This is a genomic window from Humibacter sp., assembly GCF_051954055.1.
Classification (GTDB): domain Bacteria; phylum Actinomycetota; class Actinomycetes; order Actinomycetales; family Microbacteriaceae; genus Humibacter.
This window is the reverse complement of the sequence record NZ_JBQCIE010000053.1, coordinates 1-25362: the sequence shown is the minus strand read 5'-3', so window position 1 is coordinate 25362 and position 25362 is coordinate 1. Positions and strand designations below refer to the sequence as shown.

At 68.6% G+C, this 25362-nt stretch carries 20 protein-coding genes and 1 tRNA gene; 8 read left to right on the top strand and 13 right to left on the bottom strand.

The window, feature by feature from the left end; genetic code table 11:
- Positions 1–67: 67 nt before the first annotated feature.
- Genes ACTHNC_RS06825 through ACTHNC_RS06800 form a run of 6 tightly spaced genes read right to left on the bottom strand, consistent with a single transcriptional unit; the run spans position 68 to position 7231 of the window.
- Positions 68–1756 (bottom strand): serine/threonine protein kinase, encoded by a 1689-nt coding sequence (locus ACTHNC_RS06825; RefSeq protein WP_440293843.1) that lies wholly within the window; start codon positions 1754–1756, stop codon positions 68–70.
- Complete coding sequence (locus tag ACTHNC_RS06820; RefSeq protein WP_440293842.1) at positions 1753–3204, bottom strand: peptidoglycan D,D-transpeptidase FtsI family protein; 1452 nt, start codon at positions 3202–3204, stop codon at positions 1753–1755. Before ACTHNC_RS06820 ends, ACTHNC_RS06825 begins: the two co-directional genes overlap by 4 nt.
- A 4-nt stretch (positions 3205–3208) precedes the next feature.
- Positions 3209–4606 (bottom strand): FtsW/RodA/SpoVE family cell cycle protein, encoded by a 1398-nt coding sequence (locus tag ACTHNC_RS06815; RefSeq protein ID WP_440293841.1) that lies wholly within the window; start codon positions 4604–4606, stop codon positions 3209–3211.
- The gene (locus ACTHNC_RS06810; protein ID WP_440293840.1) at positions 4590–5834 is read right to left on the bottom strand and encodes a Stp1/IreP family PP2C-type Ser/Thr phosphatase; all 1245 of its coding nucleotides are present in this window, start codon (positions 5832–5834) and stop codon (positions 4590–4592) included. Before ACTHNC_RS06810 ends, ACTHNC_RS06815 begins: the two co-directional genes overlap by 17 nt.
- A gap of 3 nt (positions 5835–5837) precedes the next feature.
- Positions 5838–6494, bottom strand: a complete 657-nt coding sequence (locus ACTHNC_RS06805; RefSeq protein ID WP_440293839.1) for an FHA domain-containing protein FhaB/FipA — start codon at positions 6492–6494, stop codon at positions 5838–5840.
- On the bottom strand, positions 6491–7231 hold the full coding sequence (locus ACTHNC_RS06800) for an FhaA domain-containing protein (RefSeq protein WP_440293838.1): 741 nt from the start codon (positions 7229–7231) through the stop codon (positions 6491–6493). Before ACTHNC_RS06800 ends, ACTHNC_RS06805 begins: the two co-directional genes overlap by 4 nt.
- Positions 7232–7605: 374 nt before the next feature.
- On the opposite strand from ACTHNC_RS06800, the gene ACTHNC_RS06795 reads away from it, so the two are divergent.
- Positions 7606–7689 (top strand) — tRNA-Leu (locus ACTHNC_RS06795).
- A gap of 246 nt (positions 7690–7935) precedes the next feature.
- On the opposite strand, the gene ACTHNC_RS06790 is transcribed toward ACTHNC_RS06795, so the two are convergent.
- From ACTHNC_RS06790 to ACTHNC_RS06775, 4 genes are all read right to left on the bottom strand, one after another.
- Positions 7936–8565, bottom strand: a complete 630-nt coding sequence (locus ACTHNC_RS06790; RefSeq protein ID WP_440293837.1) for a class F sortase — start codon at positions 8563–8565, stop codon at positions 7936–7938.
- A gap of 17 nt (positions 8566–8582) precedes the next feature.
- Positions 8583–13127, bottom strand: coding sequence for a beta strand repeat-containing protein (locus ACTHNC_RS06785; RefSeq protein ID WP_440293836.1), 4545 nt, complete (start codon positions 13125–13127; stop codon positions 8583–8585).
- Positions 13128–13351: 224 nt separating this feature from the next.
- A complete protein-coding gene (locus ACTHNC_RS06780; RefSeq protein WP_440293835.1) occupies positions 13352–14314 on the bottom strand; it encodes a hypothetical protein in 963 nt (320 codons plus the stop codon).
- 125 nt (positions 14315–14439) lie between these two features.
- Positions 14440–15489: a zinc-dependent alcohol dehydrogenase family protein gene (locus tag ACTHNC_RS06775; protein ID WP_440293834.1), complete on the bottom strand. Its 1050-nt coding sequence runs from the start codon at positions 15487–15489 to the stop codon at positions 14440–14442.
- A gap of 89 nt (positions 15490–15578) precedes the next feature.
- On the opposite strand from ACTHNC_RS06775, the gene ACTHNC_RS06770 reads away from it, so the two are divergent.
- Together ACTHNC_RS06770 and ACTHNC_RS06765 are read left to right on the top strand one after the other, a co-directional pair.
- Positions 15579–16058, top strand: coding sequence for an anthrone oxygenase family protein (locus ACTHNC_RS06770; protein ID WP_440293833.1), 480 nt, complete (start codon positions 15579–15581; stop codon positions 16056–16058).
- A gap of 128 nt (positions 16059–16186) precedes the next feature.
- Positions 16187–17161 (top strand): zinc-dependent alcohol dehydrogenase, encoded by a 975-nt coding sequence (locus ACTHNC_RS06765; protein WP_440293832.1) that lies wholly within the window; start codon positions 16187–16189, stop codon positions 17159–17161.
- Positions 17162–17165: 4 nt separating this feature from the next.
- On the opposite strand, the gene ACTHNC_RS06760 is transcribed toward ACTHNC_RS06765, so the two are convergent.
- Together ACTHNC_RS06760 and ACTHNC_RS06755 are read right to left on the bottom strand one after the other, a co-directional pair.
- Positions 17166–18281, bottom strand: a complete 1116-nt coding sequence (locus ACTHNC_RS06760) for a DUF1996 domain-containing protein (protein WP_440293831.1) — start codon at positions 18279–18281, stop codon at positions 17166–17168.
- A gap of 77 nt (positions 18282–18358) precedes the next feature.
- Positions 18359–19744, bottom strand: coding sequence for a glycine--tRNA ligase (locus ACTHNC_RS06755; RefSeq protein WP_440293830.1), 1386 nt, complete (start codon positions 19742–19744; stop codon positions 18359–18361).
- A gap of 50 nt (positions 19745–19794) precedes the next feature.
- On the opposite strand from ACTHNC_RS06755, the gene ACTHNC_RS06750 reads away from it, so the two are divergent.
- Positions 19795–20706: a TIGR01777 family oxidoreductase gene (locus tag ACTHNC_RS06750; RefSeq protein WP_440293829.1), complete on the top strand. Its 912-nt coding sequence runs from the start codon at positions 19795–19797 to the stop codon at positions 20704–20706.
- A 48-nt stretch (positions 20707–20754) separates the two neighbouring features.
- Positions 20755–21312 carry a YdeI/OmpD-associated family protein gene (locus ACTHNC_RS06745; RefSeq protein ID WP_440293828.1) on the top strand — a complete coding sequence of 186 codons (558 nt, stop codon included), beginning with the start codon at positions 20755–20757 and terminating at the stop codon, positions 21310–21312.
- Positions 21313–21315: 3 nt separating this feature from the next.
- On the opposite strand, the gene ACTHNC_RS06740 is transcribed toward ACTHNC_RS06745, so the two are convergent.
- A complete protein-coding gene (locus ACTHNC_RS06740) occupies positions 21316–22071 on the bottom strand; it encodes an HNH endonuclease family protein (RefSeq protein ID WP_440293827.1) in 756 nt (251 codons plus the stop codon).
- Between the two features lie 265 nt (positions 22072–22336).
- On the opposite strand from ACTHNC_RS06740, the gene glpK reads away from it, so the two are divergent.
- The 3 genes from glpK to ACTHNC_RS06725 form a co-directional block, all read left to right on the top strand.
- Positions 22337–23845, top strand: a complete 1509-nt coding sequence (gene glpK, locus ACTHNC_RS06735; RefSeq protein WP_440293826.1) for a glycerol kinase GlpK — start codon at positions 22337–22339, stop codon at positions 23843–23845.
- A gap of 118 nt (positions 23846–23963) precedes the next feature.
- Positions 23964–24644 (top strand): endonuclease/exonuclease/phosphatase family protein, encoded by a 681-nt coding sequence (locus tag ACTHNC_RS06730; RefSeq protein ID WP_440293858.1) that lies wholly within the window; start codon positions 23964–23966, stop codon positions 24642–24644.
- 109 nt (positions 24645–24753) lie between these two features.
- Positions 24754–25362, top strand: a 609-nt coding sequence (locus tag ACTHNC_RS06725) for a DUF222 domain-containing protein (protein WP_440293825.1), incomplete at its 3' end; no start/stop codon positions are given.

The window sequence follows — 25362 nt, the reverse complement described above, 5'->3', positions numbered from 1 at the left end:
CGAACAGTGTAATGGGGCCAAGTTGAGTGTTCCGTGCACCTCGTCGAGGAGCCAGGGAACACCGAGATCATGGCGCCGGAGTGCTGCTGGTAGCCGTGACCTGCAGCGGCGGCGACTGCGCCGACTCGACCGACTGCCCGCAGAAGATCGTGTACGTGACGTTGTGCGGCTTCGTGTCGCCGAACGTGTACTGCTGCTGACTGCTCGTGGTCGGTCCGACCCCTGCACCGTCGACATAGAGCTGACGGCCCGTCAGGGTCTGACCCGCGGGGCACTGAGCAGACCCGAAGTTGAACGTCGCGGGCTGGCCGACGGTTGCCTTGCCGCCGACCAGCGTGACAGTGTCCGTCGGCGCCGAAGGTGGCGTCACGTTGTCGTAGATGGTGAGCGTGATGGTGCTGGAGAACGGCACGGTTCCAGTGGGATTGATGTCGTAGACCGTGTTGACCTTGTCGCTGGACGGTGCCGCGGTTCCCACGTTCTTCGTGATGTTCTGGAAGCCCGCCGCGTTCAGCGCAGCGACCGCCTGGTCGTACGGCTTGCCGAGATAGTCGTTCCGGTTGATGGTGCCGGCCGTCGCCTGCGTCTTCGTCGGCGTGGGCGTCGGCGTGTGCGAGGTGGGCGGCGCCGAGTGCGCGGTCGTGGTCGACGGAGCCGGATTGCCGTGGTTCTGCGTGAGCAGTGCGATGAGCGTCGCGATGAGGATGATCGCCAGCAGCGCGATGAGTGCGATCAGCGGCCACGTCCACGGGCTGCGTTTCTTCTTGGTCTCCGCGGGTGCTTCGTCGGCCTCGGTTGACGAGAGCAGCGTGGTCGCCTGCGTGTCACCTGCCGCGGCGGCGGCAGCAGCGCCGCCCGGGAGGAGAAGCGTGTTGAACCGGGTGGTATCGGTTTCGTCGCCGAGCACGGCCGGCACGGCTGCCGCGGCGGCCTGGATGTCCCCGCGACGCAGCGCGGTCGCCGCGCGCGCGAGATGGGCCGCCGACGAGGGCCGCTCGGCCGGATTCTTCGCGATGCACGCGTACACCAGGTTGCGCACCGGCTCGCTGACCGTGACCGGCAGAGGCGGCGGCTGCTCGTTGATCTGCGCCATCGCGATCGCCACCTGCGACTCGCCGGTGAACGGGCGACGGCCGGCCAGGCACTCGTACGCGACGATGCCGAGCGAGTAGATGTCGGTGGTCGGCGAGGCGGGATGTCCGGATGCCTGCTCCGGCGACAGGTACTGCACGGTGCCCATCACCTGACCGGTCGCGGTGAGCGGCACCTGGTCGGCGATGCGGGCGATGCCGAAGTCGGTGATCTTGACGCGGCCATCCGGCGTGATGAGCAGGTTGCCCGGCTTGATGTCGCGGTGCACCAGACCGGCCGCGTGGGCGGCGTGCAGCGCGGCGGCCGTCTGCGCCACGATGTCGAGCACCTTGTCGGTGGAGAGCGTGTGCTCGCGCTCCAGGATGCTCGACAGGGCCTCGCCCGGCACGAGCTCCATCACGAGGTACGCGCTGCCGTCTTCCTCGCCGTAGTCGAAGACGTTGGCGATGCCCTCGTGGTTGACCAGCGCCGCGTGCCTGGCCTCCGAGCGGAAGCGCTCGAGGAACGTCGGATCGCCGAGGTACTCATCCTTGAGGATCTTGATGGCGACCTGGCGGCCGATGACGAGGTCGGTGGCCTGCCACACCTCGCCCATGCCGCCGACTGCGATCCGCGACTGGAGTTCGTATCGTCCGCCGAACGTGAGCCCTGCCGTGGGTCTCATTTGCCAAGCACCGCCTCAAGTACCTTCTTCGCGATCGGAGCCGCGACGGAGTTTCCGTCCCCGCTCTGACCTAGTCCGCCACCATTGTCGACCACGACCGCAACGGCGAACTGAGGATCGTTCGCAGGAGCGAACCCGGTGAACCACAGGGTGTAGGGGTCTTTAGGGCCGTTCTGTGCGGTACCGGTCTTACCGCCGACCTTGACCCCGTCTATTCTTGCATTGCTCGCGACGCCGACTGAGACGTCCTTGACCATGGTCTGAGCGATGTCGTCGGCCGTGTTCTTGCTCGTCGCCCGGCCGAATTGGGTGGCCTTGAACGACTGCCGCGCCTGAAGATCCGGGGTGAGCACCGACTCGATGAGGCTGGGCTTCATCACCACCCCGCCGGTGGAGATCGCCGCCGAGTTCATCGCCATCTGCAACGCCGTCGCCCTGTCGTCCTTCTGCCCGAACCCGCTCATCGCCGTGTCGGCGAGGCTGTCGTAGCCGGGGTACTGGCTGGGCGAGGTGCGCATGGGCACCGTGAAGCTCTGGTTGAAGCCGTACTTCTCCGCCTGCGCCTTGATGGCATCCGATCCCAGCTTCATGGCGAGCTCGGCGTACGGGATGTTGCAGGAGAGGATGAGTGCCGTCTCCAGCGACACCGTGTCGCCGGGCCCGCACGTGCTGAACGTGTCGTTGTAGATCTTGGTGTTCGTGCCGGGCAGGGTCAGACTCGACGGGTTGGGCATCTGCGAGTCGAGCGTGTAGTCGCCGCTCTCCAGCGCCGCCGACAGCACGACCGGCTTGAACGTCGACCCAGGCGGGTTCAGCTCGTTGATCGACTTGTTGATGAGCGGCTCGCCCGCGGCATCGAGGAGCTGCTGATACGTGGCATCCACCTGCTTGACGTTGTGCACCGCGAGAGTGTTGGGGTCGAAGTCGGGCTTGGACACCATGGCCAGGATGCGTCCGGTCTTCGGCTGAAGCAGCACCACGGCGCCCTGCTGCGAGCCGAGCGCGTCGTATGCCGCCTTCTGCGCGACCGGGTCGATCGTGAGCTCGACGGAGTTGCCCTGCGGATGCTTGCCGGTCACCAGGTTCTGCAGTTGGTCGAAGAAGTCGTCGTTCGACGTGCCGCTCAGCTCGCTGTTCATGGCGCCTTCGACGCCGGTCGGTGCTCCGCTGATCGGGAAGAAGCCGGTGACCGAGGAGTACAGCGGTCCCTGCGGGTACTGGCGCTGGTAGTTGTAGGAGTCGTTGCTCGGCACGGACTGCGCGACCGGCTGGCCCGCCACGAGGATCGAACCCCGCTGTACGTTGTAACTGTCGTCGAGGGTTCGGGTGTTGCGGGCATCCGCATTGAGGCTGTCGGCCGCGCCGACCTGGATGACGGACGTCGACACGAACAACGCCAGGAACATGCACAGCACCACGATGCTGACGCGCTTGATCTCCTTGTTCACTTCGCTACACCACCAGCCTTGGTTGGTTGCGGACGGTGTCAGAGAGGCGAAGCAGCAGAGCGGCGATGATCCAGTTCGCCACCAGGGATGACCCACCCGCGGCGAGGAACGGAGTGGTGAGCCCGGTGAGCGGGATGACCCGGGTGATGCCGCCGATCACGATGAACACCTGAAGCGCCATGGTGAAGGCGAGGCCGACGGCGAGGAGCTTGCCGAAGTCGTCCTGGCTGGCGAACCCGACGCGGAAGCCGCGCGAGACGAACAGGAGGTAGAGGCAGAGGATCGCGAAGATGCCGATGAGGCCCAGCTCCTCGCCCAGGCTGGCGATGATGTAGTCGCTCTCGGCCAGTGGGGTGATGTTCGGCCGTCCCTGACCGAGTCCGGTGCCGAGTAGGCCGCCGTGCGCGAGGCCGAAGATGCCCTGCACCAGCTGGTAACTGCCGCCGGTGGCGTTGTAGACGTGGTCGTTGAACGGCTCGAGCCAGTTCTGGAATCGGCCCTGCACGTAGTCGAGGATTCGGCTGGCGATGAACGCGCCGCCCACGAACAGCACGAGCCCGATGACGACCCAGCCCACCCTCGCGGTGGCGACGTAGATCATCACGAGGAACAGACCGAAGTAGAGAAGGCCGGTGCCGAGGTCGTGCTGGAAGACGATCACCGCCATCGACACGCCCCACAGCACGAGGATCGGGCCGAGGTCGCGCAGCCGCGGGAATCGCACGCCGAGCACCTTCTTGCCCACCATCGACAGGGAGTCGCGCGCCTGGACGAGGTAGCCTGCGAAGAAGACCGCGAGGGCGATCTTCGCGATCTCGCCCGGCTGGAAGCTGAACGGACCGATGCCGATCCACACCCGTGCACCGTTCACCTGGCGACCGATGAGCGGAAGCATCGGCAGGATGAGCAGAACCAGGGCGCCGAACCCGAACACGTAGGTGTAGCGCTGAAGCACGCGGTGGTTGCGGATGAGGATGATGACGGCGATCGCGCAGACCACGGCGATCGCCGTCCACACGATCTGACGAACGGCGGCCGACTCCCAGCCGGAGTCGCCCCTGGCGATGTCGATGCGGTAGATCTCGGCGATGCCCACCCCGTTGAGAAGGGTGGAGATCGGAAGGATGAAGGGGTCGGCATCCTGCGCCAGGTAGCGCATGACCACGTGCATCGCGACTACGAGCGCCGAGAGCCCTGCGCCCAGGTAGATGAGCGTGAAGTCGAGGTGTCCGAGCGCGCCGAGCTCGACGAGTGCGATGGCGACGGCGTTGATGGCGCACGCGAAGATGAGCAGCCCGAGCTCCAGATTGCGCAGCTTCTTGGGCAGGCGGATGCGCCGCACCGGCGCAGTGGTGGCGCCGGAGCGGGCGGCGGACGCCGCCTGGCTAGCCGGAGCTGTCATCGGAAAGCTGTCTCACAATGCGCTGGGCGTCGCCGAGCGACGACGCGTTGATGGTGTCTTCGACCTGCTGTTTCTCGTACGCGCTCAGGCCGTCGACCAGGATGTCGGTCTCGGTGTGCACGTGCGAGAGCGCGATGGGTCCGAGGTTCTGCTGCACGCCCTGGAAGATGGCGACCTTGCCCTGGGACTCGCCCACGAAGTAGCGGGACTGGGTCCACTCGTAGCCGAGGATGCCGGCGAGCACGATGGCGACGACCAGCAGGATGGCGCTGAGCAGCCAGGTGAGCCTGCGGCGGCGCACCCTGCGCTGATCCTCTTCGATCAGTTCGTCGAGATAGTCGTCGGTCTGCGGTTCGAAGTGCGTCGGACCGGTCGCCGGCCGGGGCGGATGCAGGCGCAGCGCGGGAAGGCGCAGCGCGCGGGTGTGCGTGGTCGCCTCCTGCTGGAACTGCACCGGCGCGGATGCCGATCCGACGGTGACCGGTTCGCGCACGCCGTCGATCGCGCGGTCGATGTCGACGATGACGACGGTGACGTTGTCGGGAGCGCCGGCATCCAGACTCGCACGCACCAGGCGGTCCGCGGCGGTCTTCGGGGAGTCGACGTGCGTGAGCACGTTCTGGATGGCCTCCTGCTTGACCACGCCGCTCAAGCCGTCCGAGCAGATCAGCCAGCGGTCGCCTGGCATGGTCTCGAGCGTCCAGGTGTCGATCTCCGGAGAGGAATCGACGTCGCCGAGCACGCGCATGAGAACGGACCTGCGCGGGTGGGTGAGCGCCTCCTCCTCGGTGATGCGCCCCGTGTCGACGAGTCGCTGCACAAAGGTGTGGTCTGTCGTGACCTGCTTCAGCTCGCCGTCGCGGAACAGATAGATGCGGGAGTCGCCGATGTGGGCGAGGGCGACCTTGCCGTCGACGCGGATGAGCGCGCTGACCGTGGTGCCCATGCCGGTGAGCTCCGGATGCTCGAACACGGTCTCGGCGAGCAGCCCGTTCGCCGCCAGCAACGCGGACTGCAGCGCCACCTGGGCATCCTCGGCGGTCGGATAGTCGTGGTCGATCTCCTTGATGCGGTTGGTCGCGATCGCGGATGCCACATCGCCGCCGGCGTGGCCGCCCATGCCGTCCGCCACCAGGAAAAGCGAGGCTCCGGCATAACCGGAGTCCTGGTTGTTCGAGCGCACCTTTCCCACATGCGACGCCGCAGCGGCCCTGATCGAGGTCACCACGCGCTACCGCCGCAGCTCGAACGTCGTCGTGCCGATCTTGATGGGAGCGTCGAGGGGAACCTGCGTCGGAACGGTCACGCGCTGACCGTCGAGGAATGTGCCGTTCGTGGAGTCCAGGTCTTGGATCATCCACTCGTTGTTCCACAGCATCAAGCGGGCGTGATGCGTGGACGTGTAGTCGTCGCGAATGACCAGCCCCGACTCGCCGGAGCGGCCGATGGTGATCGGTTCGTTGCCGAGCGGTACCTCGGTGCCTCGGCGCGGGCCCGACGTGATGACGAGCTTGTTGGCGGTGAGCACCGTAGCCATGGGGCGATTCGGAAAGCTCGTGCGACCGGTGAACGCGCCGGTCGGTGCATCGTTCCCGCTTGCTGGTCGCTGCTGCTCGACCGGCCCGGTGATCGGGCGTGCCAGGCCGGCGAGCGGGTGATCGGGCGTCGCGATGCTGCCCGAAGAAACACCCGCCACAGGGGTCGGGGCTGATGCCGGCGCGGAGGCGACGTTCGCGAACGGCGTGGGTGGGGCATCCGACTGCAGTTTGCGCACGCGCTGACCGAACAGGTCGCTGCGCAGGGCGTAGACGATGGCGAACACGAAGAGCCACAGCAGCAGGAGGAACCCGATGCGCAGCACCAAGAGGGTGAGGGTGCTGACGGTCATCGCTGCCAGAACCCGTCGATGTCGTTCCGGCGGGTCACGTCGTCGGGCTCGGCGGCTGCCGGACGGCGAGCGGATGCCTGCGGCAGCACACGGAACACGATGCGCGTGCGGCCGATGGTGATGACCGAGTCGGGCTCGAGCACGGCCTTCTTGACCGGCTGGCCGTTCAGCTGCGATCCGTTCGTCGAGCCGAGGTCGCGCACCTGGGCGTGCGAGCCGTCCCACGCGATCTCGATGTGCTTGCGGGACGTGCCGCTGTCATCCACCGTGATGTCGGCCTCGCGGCCGCGGCCCACGACGGTGCGGCCCTTCCTCAGCGGGTAGCGCTTGCCGGCGATGTCGAGCACGGGCACCCAGGCGACGTCGCCCTTCACGTTGTGCGACTCCACCAGCAGGATGCCCGTGGACAGCGACTCGTCCGGCTGCATGGTGATCGAGATGCCGCCGGCGAACTGGTAGTGCTGCTTGCGGGCGTGCTGCTGCACGAAGTCGGTCAACTCGTCGGTGAGCGCTGGGCCCATCGCCCTCATGCGCTTGTAGTCGCCGGGGGCGAGGCTCAGCGTGAAGTCGTTCGGCGCGAGGATGCGATCGCGCGTGACGACCGCCGCCTTGGTGTCGAGCTCGCGGCGCAGGGCGCTCGTGAGCTCGACGGGTTGCACGCCGGACCGGAAGGTCTTCGCGAACGCGCCATTGACGGCGCGTTCGAGGCCCTTCTCGAAACTGTCCAGAATGCCCACAGGTCTCCCGATCTGCCCGACGACTATGTGCATGTTAGCCGCAGACCGTGTGAAGGGCCCCGGGCACTGCCGCGGTGCGCCTGGGGTTCGGCGTGTGGTGAGGCGACGTTCGGTGCTCGGGATGCTGCGTTCGATGCGTGCCCCGGCGTCGGCCGGAAATAGTGGACGCTCGTTGTCGCCATTTCTGCTCGGAGCGGCACTTCGGGTCCCCGATTCGGCGTCGCACGGGAAATGCCCGTCCCCGGATGCCGTTTGATCGAGCCATGACGACAATCTCGGCTGGAATCCTCGAATGCTGGGCCTGGGCGGTCAAATGGCATCGGTCGACGGTGCATGCTAACCTCGCTGGGTTGGCACGCAAGTGCCGACGATCGGCGCGAGTGGCGGAATAGGCAGACGCGCACGGTTCAGGTCCGTGTGCCCGTGAGGGCGTGGGGGTTCAACTCCCCCCTCGCGCACGAAATGAGAGAGACCCCGGGAAACCGGGGTCTCTCTCATTTCGCACGCGAGGGGCGGACGCGAAGCCGCACTTGGGGGTGGGCCCCCACGGCGAGGGGCCCCGAGCGCCGCGAAGCGGCGGTTGGGGGAGCCGTAGGGACAACTCCCCCCTCGCCGGAAACGAAGCACCGCTTCGTTTCCGCACACAGGCGCTCCAGCTTCTCCCTTACCTTGTAGCTCGATCTCCGGTCGCATCCCCTCCTCACTCACTTCGCCCCGACCTCGAGCCTCGCGAAGACGACCAGGTTGTCCACAGACTCGGTCTGCGCCGGCACCTGCAGGCAGGTGAAGACGACGAGGCGCCCCGGGGTGTTCGCCCAGAGTGACGACTTGTCGGGGACTGCGGACTTTCTGAGCGTTTGCGATCCGGTGACCGTGTAGGTGAGATCACCGACACGGATGATCGCGCCCGGGTGCACGCGGGAGGTGCCGGCATCCACGTCGATGAGGTAGTTCCCGGGGCCGACGCCGCCGCCCCGCAGGGAGTGCATCACGACGAAGACCGTGCCTTGCGCCGCGCGGGAGAGCGGAACGCCGAGATTGTCGACGCGGTAAGCGGAGGTGAAGCCGGGCGGCGTGATCTCGTCGTCGACGACGTCGAGGGAGCCGAGCGGCACATCCAGGCCGACGGAGGGAACGACGAAACGGGATCCCGTGTTGGTGACAGCGTGCATGCGTTGCAGGATCTGCGGCGACGGAGTGTCGCCCGGGTCCAGGTGAACGACATTGCCCTTGAGATCGACGGGCCCGCTCGCGGGGACGGCCCGAGTCGCGATGACTCCGGCCGCCCCGGCGGCGAGGATGACAGTGGCCGCGATGAGCGCCGCGGTCCCCATCATCCTTCGTGAACGGATCAACGTGTCGCTGACCCTTCGGCACGTGGCTTGCGACGCAGGCCGAACGCGGCGGCCAGGGCCGCCAGCAGGGCGAGTGCCGCCATGCCCACGGCTCTCCAGCTGCCGTTCTCGACCAGCTCACCGCCAGTGTTCACGGACGGGCCGGCGCCGGATCCGCTGGCGTCGGCCCCGAATCGCGCCCCTGCGGCGACGTCGGATGCCGGTGCCGCGGCGCCCACCGTGGTGGTCACCGACGTGGAGGTGCCGCCGGTGCTGCCGGAGCCGCTGGTGCCACCTGTGGAACCGCCTGTCGTGCCGCCAGTTCCGGTGGAGGGCGAGCCGCCGGTCACAGTGCCGAGCAGCCCGTCGACCAGCGAGACCGGAACGCTGACAACGCTCCCGACCACGCCCGACACGGGGTCGGCGCCGTTCGCACCGAGCACCATGCCGGCCGCGTCGTCCGCGGTCTTGGCCACGGGGTGGACGATGGAGGCGAACGTCCTCCGGACGACCGGGAGGGAGGCGAGTCCGGTGCTGTCACCGGAGGTTCCTCCCGTTCCCGATGTGCCGCCAGTTCCCGATGTGCCGTCCAGGATCGGGCCGGCGACCGGGATGGAGCCGAGGAGGCCGGAACCTCCTGGGTTCGTCCCGCCGGTGGTGGATCCGGAGCCGGGGTTCGATCCGGAGCCCGGCAGGGTGCCGGTGCCCGGGAGCGAACCGGTGAGTCCGTCCAGGATCGGGCCGACGACCGGGATGGAGCCGAGCGGGTCGGTTCCTCCGGAGTTCGTTCCTCCAGGGTTGGACCCAGAGCCGGGGTTGGTGCCGGTGCCCGGGAGCGACCCCGCCAGTCCGTCCAGGACCGGGCCGACGACCGGGATGGAGCCGAGCAAGTCGGTTCCGCCAGGGTTCGTCCCGCCGGGGTTGGACCCGGAACCCGGGTTGGACCCGGAACCAGGCAGGGTGCCGGTGCCTGGGAGCAGCCTCGCCAGTCCGTCCAGGATGGGGCCGACCGCGGGGATGGAGCCGAGCAGGTCGGTTCCGCCGGGGTTCGATCCGGAGCGCGGCAGGGTGCCGGTGCCCGGGAGCGACCCGGTGAGTCCGTCCAGGATCGGGCCGACGACCGGGATGGAGCCGAGGAGGTCGGTTCCTCCGGGGTTCGTTCCTCCAGGGTTGGACCCGGTTCCAGGAACAGACCCGGTGAGTCCGCCCAGGATCGGGCCGATCACGGGGATGGAGCCGAGCAAGTCGGTTCCGCCGGGGTTGGATCCAGAACCCGGGTTGGACCCGCTACCGGGGTTGGATCCCGATCCGGGGTTGGACCCGGTGCCTGGGAGGGACCTGGTGAGTCCGTCCAGGATCGGGCCGACCACGGGGATGGAGCCGAGGGGGTCGGAACCTCCAGGGTTCGTTCCGCCGGGGTTGGATCCGGAGCCCGGCAGGGTGCCGGTGCCTGGGAGCGACCCGGTGAGTCCGTCCAGGATCGGGCCGACGACCGGGATGGAGCCGAGCAGGTCGTTTCCGCCGGGGTTGGTGCCGCCGGGGTTGGATCCCGTACCGGGGTTTGATCCGGTTCCGGGGAGTGAGCCGCCGAGGTTGCCGAGTCCGGGGAGGGTGACCTCCGCGGAGGGGCTGGTTCGGTCGGTGGGGATTGCACCGTTCACGTAGACGTTCGTGTTGTCGGTGCCGATGCGGTCTGCGGTGGAGATGCCGGCGGGTCCTGCGGAGAGGTCCCAGACATCCTTCACGCCGGCGACATCCAGGTTCTTGCCGACCGAGATGCCACCGTTCGGCGTCGTTCCGGCGCGAACCGTGCCGATGCCCGGGATCGGGATCGTCACACCGGAGGGCGTGCCGTTCAGACCACCGGGGAGCACACCCGAGTCGCCGCTACCGGGGTTCGATCCAGAACCGGGAAGGGCGCCGCCTGGGAGTGACCCGGTGAGGCCGCCCAGGATCGGTCCGACCACGGGGAGCGAGCCGATCGGGCTCGACCCGCTGCCAGTGCTGCCTCCCGACGGAAGCCCGCCGGTCAACGAATCCCAGATAGAACCGACCACCGGAAGTGAACCGAGGAGGTCGGTGCCGCCGGGGTTCGTTCCACCGGGGTTCGAGCCGCCAGGGTTGCTTCCCGAACCGGGGAGCGAGGCTCCGAGGTTGCCGAGTCCGGGAAGCGTGACCTCCGCGGACGGGCTGGTTCCATCGGTCGGGACTGCACCGTTCACGTAGACGTTGGTGTTGTCTGTGCCGATGCGGTCGGCGGTGGAGACGCCAGCAGGTCCTGCGGAGAGGTCCCAGACATCCTTCACGCCTGCGATGTCCAGGTTCTTGCCGGCCGAGACGCCACCGTTCGGCGTCATGCCGACGCGGACCGTGCCGATGCCGGGGATCGGGATCGTCACACCGGAAGGTGTGCCGTTCAGACCACCGGGGACCACACCCGAGTCGCCACCACCGGGGTTCGAACCGGAACCGGGAAGGGTGCCGCCCGGGAGTGAGTCGGTGAGACCGTCCAGGATGGGGCCGACCACGGGAAGAGAACCGAGCAGGCCGGTTCCGCCGGGGTTTGACCCAGAACCGGGGTTCGATCCGGAGCCAGGGAGGGTTCCGCCGAGGCTGCCGAGTCCGGGAAGGGTGATCTCTGCGGAGGGGCTGGTTCCGTCGGTGGGGATCGCACCGTTCACGTAGACGTTGGTGTTGTCTGTGCCGATGCGGTCTGCGGTGGAGATGCCGGCGGGTCCTGCAGACAGGTCCCACAGGTCCTTGACGCCTGCGACGTCGAGGTTCTTCCCGACCGAGACGCCACCGTTCGGCGTCGTGCCTGCGCGAACCGAGCCGATGCCCGGGATCGGGACGGCCACACCGGAAGGTGTGCCGTTCAGACCACCAGGAACCACACCCGAGTCACCACCAGGATTCGACCCGGAACCCGGGAGCGACCCGGTGATGCCTTCCAGGATCGGGCCGATGACCGGAATCGAGCCCAGCGGACCCGAACCGCTGGGAGTGGATCCGGTTCCGGGGACGGTGCCGCCGAGGTTGTCGAGTCCGGGAAGCGCGACCTCTACGGAGGGGCTGGTCCCGTCGGTGGGGATCGCACCGTTCACGTAGACGTTTGTGGCGTCTGTGCCGATGCGGTCTGCGGTGGAGATGCCGGCGGGTCCTGCAGACAGGTCCCACAGGTCCTTGACGCCGGCGATGTCGAGGTTCTTTCCGACTGAGATGCCACCGTTCGGCGTCACTCCAGCGCGAACGGACCCGATGCCCGGGATCGGGACGGTCACACCGGAGGGTGTGCCGTTCAGACCACCGGGGATCACATCGGAGTCACCGCCACCAGGGTTCGGCCCGGAGCCCGGAAGCGGTCCGCCGGGAAGCGTCCCGCTGCCACTGAGGGTGCCGAGTGCGGGGAGCGTGACCTCCGCCGACGGGCTCGTCCCATCGGTCGGCAGCTCACCCTTCACATAGACGTTGAGCTTGTCGGTGCCGATGCGGTCCGCCGTCGAGGCGCCCGCCGGTCCAGCCGACAGATCCCAGACATCCTTCACCCCCGCGACATCGAGGTTCTTGCCGACCGAGACGCCACCGTTCGGCGTCACGCCGGCGCGAACGCTGCCGACGCCCGGAACCGGGAGTTCCAGACCGGATGGCGTGCCGTTCAGCCCGCCGGGAACGACGCCCGCGTTGTTGCCTCCGGGAGTCACTCCCGTGCCCGAACCCGAATCGGCGGTGTCGGAGAGCACGTCGGTGACCTCGCCGAGCAAACCGCTCACGGTGCTACCGACATCCGGGATGCCGCCCACAGGGTCCGCCGCGCCGGGAATGCCCGCGCTGACACCCGTCAGCCGGCTGCCGAGTGCGTCGGTGGTGTTCTCGAGGTACGGCAGCGAGTTCGTCACGCCGCCGAGCGTTCCACCGACGTTCGGAACGACGCCGACGGGGTTGCTGATCGCGTTGTCCGACGAGCCTGTGATGCGTCGGCTCGTTGCGCCGACCGCCTCGATGGCCTCACCGATCGTTCCACCCGTCGGCGCTCCCAGTGCGCCGCCGACGGCGCCCGAGATGGCCGCCGCGGCGGGAGGTGCCGAGGTCGTGGCGCCGACCGTCGCGGATCCCGTGGCGGTGGGCGAAGGTGCCGGCGCCGGCGTGCGGTTCGTCGTGACGGTGACTGAGCCGGATGTCGAGGCATCCGACTGCGTACCGGCGGGCGGTGCTGCCGGTGCCGGCTCCGAACCGCTCGGAGCTGTGTCGGTCGGCGCCGGTGCCAGAACCGTCGGTGCTGCCGGTGCCGCAGGTGCGGGTGCCGGCGGGGCCGATGGGCTCGGATTCGAGACGACCACGGGCGCGACAGAGTTGATGACCCCGGTCAATACGTGGTCGACGCCTCCGAGCAGACCGCCGACGAGCGACGACGGCCCGCTGAACGTGTCGGGCGCACTGCCGGAACCACTTCCGTCCGTGCCGCTCGCCGAGGGTTCGGCGGCATTCGCCGCACCCACCCCCGCCAGTGAGACTCCGCCGAGCACGGCTGCAAACAGCAACCCTCTCGACAAGCATTTCTTCATGACATTCCCCTTGATCTGAATGAACGACCGATCGTTTCGCTCGCAGCGAGGCGCTGGCGAGCTGCGTCTGCCGTCGCAAGCGCATCCGTGCCCGCAACCCGAAGCGGGAGAGTGGATGCGCCACCGTGAGTGGTTCGGAGAGCGGATGCCCGAACATCCGTCGCCAGTGTCGAGCGCGCGTCAGCGCAGTCGACGCCCGTCAAGGCAGGACGGCTCGACCGAGATCAGTCGGGGGAGGTGTCGGTGTCGTACGTCGGCGTCGACGGGATGTCGTCGTCGCCTGTATTCGCAGCGGAGCGCGAAGCGAGCAGCGTCGGGCGGCTCAGGCCGAGCACGCCGGAGAGTGCGGTGCCACCGGGAGAGCCACCGGCGCCGCGCAGAGTCGAGGGCTGACCCGTGGCACCGGGAGGTGCGTTCGGTGCCGCGGGAAGCGGCGACGAAGGAGCCGACGGATCGGAGCCGGAAGTAGTGCCCACCAGATCGGTGAGGCCGAGCGCACCGTCGCCGGACAGCGTGGATGCGCGCGACACGGTCACCGCATCGCTCGCCGCGGTCTTGCCGGAAGGGTGCGTGCTATCGGACAAAGCACTCGACGCGAACTCCGCCGCAGCGGGCCCGGGAACGGTGCCTGCCGCAGGTCCGGTCGTCACCGAGGTGGTCGTCGCCCCGACGGTGGAGATCACGCCGTCCACGGTGCCGACGAGCGGGGTCGTCACGCTGGAGAGGGTCCCGAGCGTCGAATGGAGCGTGACGCCGGCCACGGGGACGGCCGAGACCACACCGTCCACAGCGTTGGTGACGGGCGTGAGGACGCCCGAGACGGAGACGGATGAGGCCGATTTCACGGCCTGCGCGACGGGCTGAACCACCTGCTGCGCGGGAGCTGGAACGGCGGTGGTCACGGTCTCGACCACGGGGGCGACAGCCGCGGACGTCAACGAAGGAACGGAGGCGACGGTGTTCGTCACGGGCGCCGTCACGGCACCCAGCGTGGACCCGACCGCGCCGAGAAGGCCCGGCGTCGCGGACGTTGACGCTCCCGGCTGAGCGCCCGGAGTGTTAGGGGTCTCGGCCGATGCCGAATGCGCGCCGAAGGCGAGCGCGAGCAGCAGCAAGCCTCCCGTGACACCCAACGCTCCGAGAGCGATTTTGAGTGTCGAGGAGAAGCGGCCCCCGACGCCGTCCATCTTCACCAAGCCCCCTGCCGTGAAAACAGTCGGGAGTCTACGCTCGCCTGAAACGGGCTGTCTACACTCGATTGGGGTTCATTCGCGAATCCGCGACGACAGGGCGGACTGCTCGGGCCGTCGCCTCACGGGCGCGCGATCGTAATCCCGGGGCTCGCCGGCTGGGGCGCATCCATCGCGACGAGCGCGTCGATGGCCCCGCCGAGATCGGTGGTCGAACCGATGAGGCGTGCGGGGTCGAGGCGTCCGTCCGCGATCATCCCGAGCATCTGCGGATAGTCGCGCGCGCTCATGCCGTGCGACCCTGCGACCGTGAGTTCCCAGGCGATGACGCGGTCCCACGGCAGGGGCGCGGTGGCATTGTCGCCGAGCATCAGGCCGACCTGCACGTGCGTGCCGCGGCGGCGGAGGCTTCGCACGGCGGATGCCGCGGTGCTTGCGGAGCCGAGAGCGTCGATAACGTGGGCTCCGCCGTTCGTGGCCAGGATGACCGATTGCTCGAGTGCGCCGCCGCCGGCGGGACGGATGTTGTGAGTCGCGCCGAGCTCGCGGGCCCGCTCGAGCGCGGCATCCGACACGTCGACCGCCGTCACCGTGGCGCCGAGCGCCGTCGCGATCATCACGGCGGAGAGGCCGACGCCGCCGCAGCCGAAGACGGCCACCTCATCGCCCGGTCGCACGCGGGCGACCGAGGTCAGCGCGCGGAACGCGGTCGCGAAGCGGCAGCCGAGGGAGGCAGCGGCATCCGTGCTGACGGCATCCGGTAGCGCGACGAGGTTGGTGTCGGCGGCGGTGACGACCACGTACTCGGCGAAGGATCCGGCTCGCGTGAACCCGGGCTGCGTCTGGTTCGGGCAGACCTGAGCGTCGCCGCGCAGGCACCACTCGCAGTGCCCGCAGCCGTTGACGAAGGGAGCGGTGACGCGGTCGCCGGGAACGAACCCGACCACCTGGGGCCCCACCTCCGCCACGACCCCGGCGAACTCGTGGCCGGGGATCATCGGCAGCGGCACCGGGTCGTGGCCGCGCCAGGCGTGCCAATCGGAACGGCAGACGCCGGTCGCCTCGACGCGCACGAGAGCGCCGCCGGGCGGGCAGTCCGGAACGGCGACCTCACGGATGCCTGGCCGTCTGCCCACCTCGTTGTACACGACCGCGCGCATCGTCTCCGTCACCCGATCATTCTCGCCGGGCGACTCGGTCGCCGGGCGACCCGCTCGCCGGCGACCCGCTCGACGTCGTCGCCCTCCGCTACCGTCGACGCATGCAGGACATTCTCACCACTACCGCGTTCGTCGCCGCCACGGTCTCGACCGGGCTGCTCGCCGGTGTGTTCCAGCTCTACGCCTTCGCGGTGATGCCTGGTCTGCGCCGCGTGGACGACCGCACGTTCGTCACGGCGTTCGCCGCGCTCGACCGCGCGATCGTCAACCCGTGGTTCCTCCTGGTCATCTTCTTCGGGGCACCGGTGCTGTGCGCGCTCGCCGCCCTCGCCTCGTGGGGCGAGGCGGGTGGCGCATGGGCGACCGGCGCGCTCGCCGGCACCGTGGCATCCGTGATCATCACGGTCGCCGTGCACCTGCCGGTCAACAACGCGCTCAAGATCGCCGCCGCGTCACCCGCGGTGGACGCCGGCTCCGTACGTCGCCGGTTCGGCGAGGCGCGTTGGGCCGCGTGGAATCTCGTGCGTGCGGTGCTCAGCACTGCCAGCGCGGTCGGCCTGGGCATCGGCCTGGCGCAGTAGTGCGGGATGCCCGCCGCTTACGCCTCGCCCGCCCCTAGGCTCGAGGCGACATCCTCGTTGCGGCGGAGACGGAGGCAGCTGTGCGCGCGTTCGTGATCACGGGGCCCGGCAGAGCCGAGGTGGCCGATGTGCCTGAGCCCGTCCCTGCACCCGGCGAGGTCGTCGTCGACGTGCGCCGCGCCGGTGTCTGCGGCACCGACGTCGAGTTCTACACCGGCCACATGGCGTACCTGCACGATGGCAACGCGCGGTATCCGGTGCGCATCGGTCACGAGTGGATGGGTGTGGTCACCGAGCTCGGACCTGGAGCGGATGCTTCGTGGCTGGGCCGCCGAGTGACCGGCGACACCATGCTCGGCTGCGGCCACTGCCGCCTGTGCCGCAGTGGACGCCAGCATGTGTGCGCTGACCGCGAGGAGGTGGGCATCCGTCGCGGACGGGCGGGCGCGCTGGCCGAGCGGATCTCGGTGCCTGCGACCTCGCTGCACGCGCTGCCCGACACGGTGGACGATGTGCTCGGCGCTCTGGTCGAGCCGGCAGGCAACGCGCTTCGGGCCGCGCAAGCGGCGCTCTCGCTCGGCTCCGGCCGGCAGGCGGAACGCATGCTCGTGGTCGGCCCCGGCACGATCGGGCTGCTCGCCGCGCTGTTCGTGCGCGCCGCGGGCGCCGAGGTCGAGCTGGTCGGGGTGTCGCAGACATCCGTCGACTTCGCCCGCTCGCTGGGCTTCACGACCTGGCTCGGATGGGACGCAGTACCCGAGACACCATTCGACGCCGTGATCGACGCGGCGACGGATGCCTCCACCGCGACCCGCGCCGTCGACCTCATGCAGCCGGGCGGCCGCGTGGTGTTCATCGGCATCGCGTCGACGCCGAGCACGATCGACACGCGCACGCTGCTGCTGAAGGATGTGACGGCCACCGGCATCCTGAGCGCGTCACCTGGATTGGATGCCGCGATCGCCGAGTTCGCATCGGGGACCGTGGATGCCCGCCCGCTGGTCGCCGCGACGGTGAGCCTGGATCACGTCGAGGCGGTGCTGGCCGGTGAGCATCCGTCCGGTGGCCCCGGCCCGAAGGTGCACGTCGACCCGCGCAGGTGAGCGCCTACATGGTCGGCATCGGGGTCGGCGTCGCCGTGCCCATGTGCATCATGTGATTCTTGCGCGCCTTCGCAGGCTGCTTCGCCGGCTCCGCCTTGCCGCCCTGCGGTGTGGCATCCGGCCCGGTGACGGGTCCGCAGCGGGTCTGCGTGTCGATGCATGCTGCGGTGTCGGCGTTCATGCGTTGCTGCGTCCATCCGTTCATGAAGTCGGCGTGGCCGGTGGTGGCCGGCCCTTGATTGTTCGGGCCGATCGAGAGCGTGATGCCGCTGCCGCTGCGCGTCGGGTACGACACGTGGAACACGATCTGCGGGATCTGCACCGGATGCGACGACGGGCAGGTTCCGTTCGCGGCCGCGTAGACCACGTTCTGCTGGCCCTTGCCGTTGAGGCTGTGGCCGTCCCAGCAGTTCGGGAACGTGACCACGAGGCGCAGGTAGTGCCCAGCGGTGCAGTCGTGCGGAGCATCCGATCGGGCGGGTGCCTTCTCGTTCTTGCCCTGCGTGCACGTCCAGTCGATGATCTTGTCGCTCTGCGGCGTCGTCGCCTTCTCGTCGCCGGCGATCATCGTCATGCCCTGCGGCATGGCCTGCACGCGCTTCGCGGATGCCGCCGGCGCACGCCAATAGATCAGCGCGGTCGAGGGCTTCAGCGCCTTGCCGTTCTGGTACAGCACGGGCAGCCAGTAGGCGGACGAGTCGGCGGTGGTCGTGCACGACGTGGGCTTGCCGACGAGGTCGGAGGTCACCGTCGAAGCGGTGGGCTGCGTGAAGCCGAAGAAGTCGTGCTGCATGGATGCCCCGGTCATGCCGGGCATCATGATCGGGTCGTCCGGCTCCTCCTTCGTCATCGCACAGCGGTCCGTGAAGATGCCGGGGTTCTTGCCACCGGTCGGAAAGCCCGCGGTGTTGACGGATGCCGCATCCTGCGTCGTCAGCGGATGCGACGCCGACGCCGAGCTGATCGCGAGCGTCGTCGCCGACGAGGCACCCGCGATGGCGAGCCCGCCGACCACGGCGACCGCGACGATCAGCGGGATGCGCCAGTTCCGGCGCGGGGGTCCGCTCTGCGGTTCTCGCTGTGGATCGGTCGGCGGGATGTCAGCTGGTGTGTTCGTCACGCTGTCAGGCAACACCGACCACGTTCACCGCACCCACCGCGGATGTCAGGATTCGGTAAGGGCTTCCTGGATGCCCGTCACCGCTCCCTCAGATGCTCCGTGAGGTAGGCATCCAGTCCCTCGATCGGGATGCGCTCCTGGCCCATCGAGTCGCGGTCGCGCACGGTGACCGCGTTATCGTCGAGCGAGTCGAAGTCGACGGTCACGCAGTACGGCGTGCCGATCTCGTCCTGTCGGCGATAGCGGCGGCCGATCGCGCCGGAGTCGTCGAACTCGACGTTACGGTGGCGGCGCAGATCGGAGGCGAGCTTGCGTGCCAGCGGCGAGAGGTTCTCGTTGCGCGACAGCGGGAGCACGGCCGCCTTGACCGGCGAGAGGCGCGGGTCGAGCTTCAGGACGGTGCGAGTGTCGGTGCCGCCCTTCGCGTTCGGCGCCTCCTCCTGGTGGTAGGCATCCACCAGGAACGCCATCAGCGAGCGGGTGAGGCCGAACGCCGGCTCGATCACGTACGGCAGATAGCGCTCGTTGCGGCCCTGGTCGAAGAACGAGAGGTCTTTGCCGGAGTGCTCGGTGTGGGTGGAGAGGTCGAAGTCGGTGCGATTGGCCACGCCCATCAGCTCGCCCCAGTCGCCGCCGGTGAAGCCGAACCGGTACTCGATGTCGATCGTGCGCTTCGAGTAGTGCGAGAGCTTGTCCTTCGGATGCTCGTACCGCCGCAGGTTCATCGGGTCGATTCCGAGGTCCGTGTACCAGTTCCAGGCGTTGTCGATCCAGTAGTCGAACCACTTCTCGTCGTCGCCCGGTTCGACGAAGTACTCGAGCTCCATCTGCTCGAACTCGCGCGTGCGGAAGATGAAGTTGCCCGGCGTGATCTCGTTGCGGAAGCTCTTGCCGATCTGGCCGATGCCGAACGGCGGCTTCATGCGAGATGCCTGCACGATGTTCGCGAAGTTCACGAAGATGCCCTGCGCGGTCTCGGGGCGCAGGTACTGCAGACCCGACTCATCCTTCACGGGACCCAGGTAGGTCTCCAGCATCATGTTGAAGTCGCGCGGCGGTGTCCACTGGCCGCGGGTGCCGCAGTTCGGGCACACGATGTCGCCCATGCCGTTCTCCGGCGCACGACCCTTCTTCGCCTCGAACGCCTCGATCAGGTGGTCCTCGCGGAAGCGCTTGTGGCAGTGCAGGCACTCCACGAGCGGGTCGTTGAAGACGCCGACGTGACCGGATGCCACCCACACCTGCTTCGGCAGGATCACGCTGGAGTCGAGGCCGACCACATCGTCGCGGCTGGTGATCATGGTCTGCCACCACTGCCGCTTGATGTTCTCCTTCAGCTCGACGCCGAGGGGGCCGTAGTCCCACGCCGACCGCGATCCGCCGTAGATCTCGCCCGACTGGAAGACGAACCCGCGGTGGCGGGCGAGGGCGATGACGGCGTCGAGCGCATTCTGATCGGGCATGGATGTGCCTTTCACGGCTGGCGGAGCGGGAGAACATCTAGTTTAGGTGGGTGAGTGAGACCGACTCTCGCGGCCGACGCCGCATCGTGATCGCCGGGGCCTCCGGGATGATCGGAGGTGCGCTGGCGCAGCGGCTGCGGGCATCCGGTGACAAGGTCGTGCGGCTGGTGCGGAGGCCGGCACGCGGCGCGGACGAGGTGCAGTGGGAGCCGGCGGCGGGCATCCTGGATGCCGCTGTGCTGAACGGCGCGGACGCGGTCGTGAGCCTGTCGGGAGCGCCCACCAGCCGGCTGCCGTGGACGACTGCATATAAGAAGGTCATCCTCGAGTCGCGGCTGGATGTCACGCGCACGATCGTCGACGCGATCCACGCGGCGGAGAGGACGCCGTCCGTTTTCGTCAGTGCGTCCGCCGTGGGGTTCTACGGAGACCGCGGCGACGAGGACCTGACCGAGAGCTCGCCGCGCGGCTACGGCTTCCTCTCCGCCGTGGTGGATGCCTGGGAGGCGGAGGCGAGGCGGGCATCCGATGCGACGCGCGTCGCCTTCGTGCGCACCGGTCTCGTGGTCGGCCGGTCGGGCGCGATGCCGCCGCTGCGCCTGCTCGCGCGCGCCGGCCTGGCCGGCCCGATCGGCAGCGGGCGGCAGTGGTGGCCGTGGATCAGTCTGCACGACGAGGTCGCCGCGATCGACCACGTCATCGGTTCGGGCTTGAGTGGGCCGGTGAATCTCGCCGGACCGAATCCGGCGACCGAAGCGGAGTTCATGCGCACCCTGGCGCGACGGATGCATCGTCCGTACGGGATGCCCGCTCCCGCATTCGCGCTGCGTCTCGCGCTGCAGGATGCCGCCCAGGAACTGATGCTCAGCAGCCAGCGAATGCTCCCGGCCGCGCTCCTGAACGACGGCTTCCGGTTCCGAGACGAGACGGTGGACGCCGCGCTCGCCGCAGCCGCTGGTTGAGCCCGTCGAAACCAGTTCACCTCCCCACCCGCCACATAAGGTGGTGGAATGCCCCGCGACGACGCCGAACTGGTGCACCCCGAGACGGCCGCCGAGTGGCGCGAATGGCTCCTGCAGAACCATGACGCATCCAGCGGTGTCTGGCTGGTCTTCTGGCGATCGGTCACGGGCCGCCCTGCCATGAGCTACGAGGAGGCGGTCGTCGAGGCGCTCGCCTTCGGCTGGATCGACAGTCAGGCGAAGACGCTCGACGAGGAGCGCTCGGCCATGTGGTACTCGCCAAGGCGTCCCGGCTCGCCGTGGTCAGGCAGCAACAAGCGCCGTGTCGCCCGACTCGAGTCCGAGGGTCGAATGACGGATGCCGGCCGCCGGCAGGTCGAGATCGCCAAGTCCGACGGTACCTGGACCATCCTCGATGGCCCCGAGGCCCTCATCGTGCCTGACGATCTCGCCGCTGCGCTGGACGAGCGCCGGCTGCGCGACGCGTGGGATGCCCTCACGCCCGGCGTGCGACGCGGCGCACTCACGAAGCTCGCCCTGGCGAAGCGGGCCGAGACGCGAGCGCGGCACGTGGAGCGGATCGCCGCCGAACTGCAGGAGGGTTGAGGGTCACCCGAGCCCGACCGAGGGCGCCAGCGTCGAGGCCAGCACCGCCTGCGCGGGGCATCCACTGAGGATTCGCGCGAGCGCGTCGTGCTCGGCCGGCGCGACCCAGAGGTGGTACGCCGCCTTCACCGAGACCTGCCGCGCTGCGTAGTCGCACCAGAAGCCGCGGTTCGGCGGCAGCCAAGTGGCGGCATCCCCGTCACCCTTGCTCTCATTGGTCGGCCCGTCGACGGCCAGCAGGTTGAGCGGATCGTTCGCGAGCGTCTCGCGCTGCTGCTGCGTCAGCTGCTGCGCGCCGGTCTGCCACGCGTTCGACAGCGGCACGACGTGGTCGATCTGCACGAGAACGGATGTCTGCACACCGCGCACGAAGTGGATGGTCTTGCCGGTGTACGGATCGTTCAGCACACCTGACTCGACGGTGCAGGTGCCGCGCTTGGCGACATCCGCGAGATCGCGTGCGAGCACGTCGTCGCGGGTGTCGCAGTGGTTGTGATCCACGTCTTTCCACGCCTCGCCGAAGTCGCCGACGCGGTCGTATCCGGTGCGTGGCGCCTTGCCCTTGACCGGGATGGTCGCCAGCACGGCGAGGGCCGTTCCGGTACCGGGACCGGTCGATGTTGCGGAGCCGGCGTCCGTGCCAGAGAAGGCGGAGGCGTTCGCGCCGCACTCGGCGAGAAGGATGCCTGTGGCCGCGATGCATACCGCCGCGAGGATTCGACGCACAGAGCGTGGCCGCGAGCGGGCGTCGAGAGGCATGCGGGTCTTTCGTCGGGTTGGGATGACGGGTCAACCGACGGTAGCGCACTCCCCAGACAGCGCACGGCGCCGGCGGGGCTGTGCGCGCCATCCGCCGAACGCCGGCGTCTTCACCCGACCGAGGCATCCATCCACCGGTCGGAAAAACGTGCGTTCAACGCTACGCTCCTGAAGTTTCCTCGTAAAGAGGCAATTCGAGGTGGGTTTCGAGAAGCTCAACCGGCGGAAGGGCTCAACCAACGAGAAGGCCGTTAGCCTCAAGAGAATGCCGACGCATATCCTCGCCATCGATCAGGGAACGACGAGCACTCGGGCCATCGTGTTCGATCACGCTGGGAGCGTGGTCGCGGTCGGCCAGCTCGAGCACCGGCAGATCTTCCCGCACGCCGGGTGGGTCGAGCACGACCCGATGGAGATCTGGCGCAACACCCGCGAGGTTGTCGGCGTGGCCCTCGGCAAGGCGAACATCACGCGGCACGAGTTGGCCGCGGTGGGCATCACGAACCAGCGCGAGACCGCTGTCGTGTGGGACAAGAACACGGGCAAGCCGGTCTACAACGCCATCGTCTGGCAAGACACCCGCACGCAGCCGATCGTCGACCGGCTCGCCACGGATGGCGGCACCGAGCGGTTCAAGGATGCGGTCGGCCTGCCCCTGGCCACCTACTTCGCGGGGACGAAGATCGCGTGGATCCTGGAGAACGTCGACGGCGCACGCGAGCGGGCCGAACGTGGCGACCTGCTGTTCGGCACCACCGACACCTGGGTGCTGTGGAACCTCACCGGCGGCAAGCACGGCGGCGTTCACGCGACGGATGTCACGAACGCCTCCCGCACGCTCTTCATGGATCTGAAGACGCTCGACTGGCGTGACGACATCCTCGACGCGTTCGGCGTGCCGCGGTCGATGCTGCCGCAGATCCGGTCGTCCAGCGAGGTGTACGGCGAGGCGGAGTCGCACAGCCTGCTGCGGGAGGCGCCGGTCGCGGGCATCCTCGGCGACCAACAGGCCGCCACGTTCGGCCAGGCGGCGTTCGAGGCGGGTGAGTCGAAGAACACGTACGGCACGGGCAATTTCGTCATCGTGGGTACCGGCGAGGAGATCGTGCACAGCCGCAACGGGCTCATCACCACGCTCGCCTACCGCCTCGGCGACGAGGCGCCGCGGTACGCACTGGAGGGGTCGATCGCCGTCACCGGATCCCTCGTGCAGTGGCTGCGCGACAACCTAGGCATCATCAGCGATGCCAAGCAGGTGGAGAAGTTGGCGGCATCCGTCGACGACAACGGAGGGGCGTACATCGTGCCCGCGTTCTCCGGGCTCTTCGCCCCGTACTGGCGGCCGGATGCCCGCGGCGCGATCGTCGGACTCACCCGCTTCGTGAACAAAGCGCACCTGGCAAGGGCCGCGCTGGAGTCGACCGCGTACCAGACGCGCGATGTGCTCGAGGCGGTTGAGCAGGACACGGGCACTCCGCTGAACGAGCTCAAGGTGGACGGCGGTATGACCGCCAACGAGCTGCTCATGCAGTTCCAGGCGGATGTTCTGGGCATCCCGGTCGTGCGTCCGACGGTCGCGGAGACCACGGCCCTGGGCGCCGCGTATGCCGCCGGACTCGCTGTCGGCTTCTGGAAGGACCGCGACGAGCTCCGCGCGAACTGGCAGGAGGGTGCGCGGTGGGAGCCGACCTCCGATCGCGACGACGTCGAGCGCCTGTACCGCACCTGGAAGAAGGCGGTCACGAAGACCTTCGACTGGGTCGACGACGCGTGAGCGCCGGCCCGCGGCCAGGTGTTGCGACGGCCGAGGACGGCATCCGTTCACACGGTGCTCACGCCGCCCGGGTATCATCGCGTCACCGGCCGCAGCAATAAAAGAAGTGATCGCCCTGATACGAGTACTGAGCTACAACCTCCGTAAGAATCGCGCGACGGGCGAGCTCATCGACCTCGCGGCATCCACCGCGGTGGACGTGATGTGCCTGCAGGAGGCCGACACCACGGTGCTTCCGAACGAGGTCGGCACGTTGGTGCTCGCGGACTCCACGAAGCGCAACCGGCTCGGCCTCGCCGTCTACTACCGCGAGGACCGGTTTCACCTGCGCGAGACCGACACGTACGAGCTGAAGAAGTCGCTGCACGATCGGGTGCTCGCCCCGGCGCACGAACGTCTCGTCGGGACACTGCTCGAGGATGCCGCGACCGGCAACGAGGTCGTCGTCGCGTCGTTCCACGCGGCTCCCCTGACGGCACTGAACTCCCTGCGCCGCACGCAGATCCATGCGGCGCACGCCGAGCTGCTGCGGCTCGGGCACGGCGCCCCGACGCTCATGGTCGGCGACTACAACTACCCGTTCTTCACGCAGTCGCTCGGAGAGCGCGTGAAGGCATCCGGTTACGACATGTCGCTCAGCGACCGCAAGACGTACACCCGCTACAAGTTCTTCAAGGGTCACTTCGACTTCGTGACCTCGGCCGGGCTGGATGTGCGCACCGTGGAGACCCTGCCGCGCGGCGACTCGGACCACCTGCCGATCGTGGTGTCGGCCGACTACGGGAGGACCGCCGGCTAGTTCGGGCTGGACGGTGGGAAGCGGTACTCACACATATCTTCGATAGTGAGTTATCCACATCGGCCAGCGTTCTCGTACGAATGTCGGTGGCGACTGGGAGACTTGGGTCATGACCAAGCCACTCCTGCAGTTGTCGAGGGATCTCGACGCGGCGCGCGCTGCCTGGTCTGAAGCGCTCGGATGCGCAACCCCCGCGATCGGCGCCGGTGCGGTGCCCACAGATGAGGCGTTGGCGGTGGAGTCGATGTCGGATGGCGGACTGGTGGCGCTGACGGATGCTGTCGCGCAGCTTGCTCGGGACGCTCAGGCGCTGCTGGCTCGGACCGCGGCAGAGATCGCGAAGCGTTCTCCCGCTGAGTTGGGTCGAGAGGGTCTAGCGAAGAAGCGGGGCTTTCTGAATCCCGCGCATCTCGTTGCTGCGTCCACCGGTGGGCGGGCGTCCGAGGCGGCGAAGTTGATCGCGGTGGGCACCGACACCGCTCCGCGGCGGGCGCTCACCGGGGAGTCGATGCCGCCGGCCCACCCGCACGTGGCGGAAGCGTTGGCGCACGGAGCGATCAGTGTGGACGCGGCGGGAGCGATCACCGGGATGCTGCGCCGAGTCGCGCCGCGTGCGGATGCCGGTGCCGTCGACGGCATGGAGCGGATCCTGGCCGAACGGGCCGCGGATCTCCCGTTCGATCTGCTGTTGCGGGTGATCCGGGAAGCCGAAGCCCGG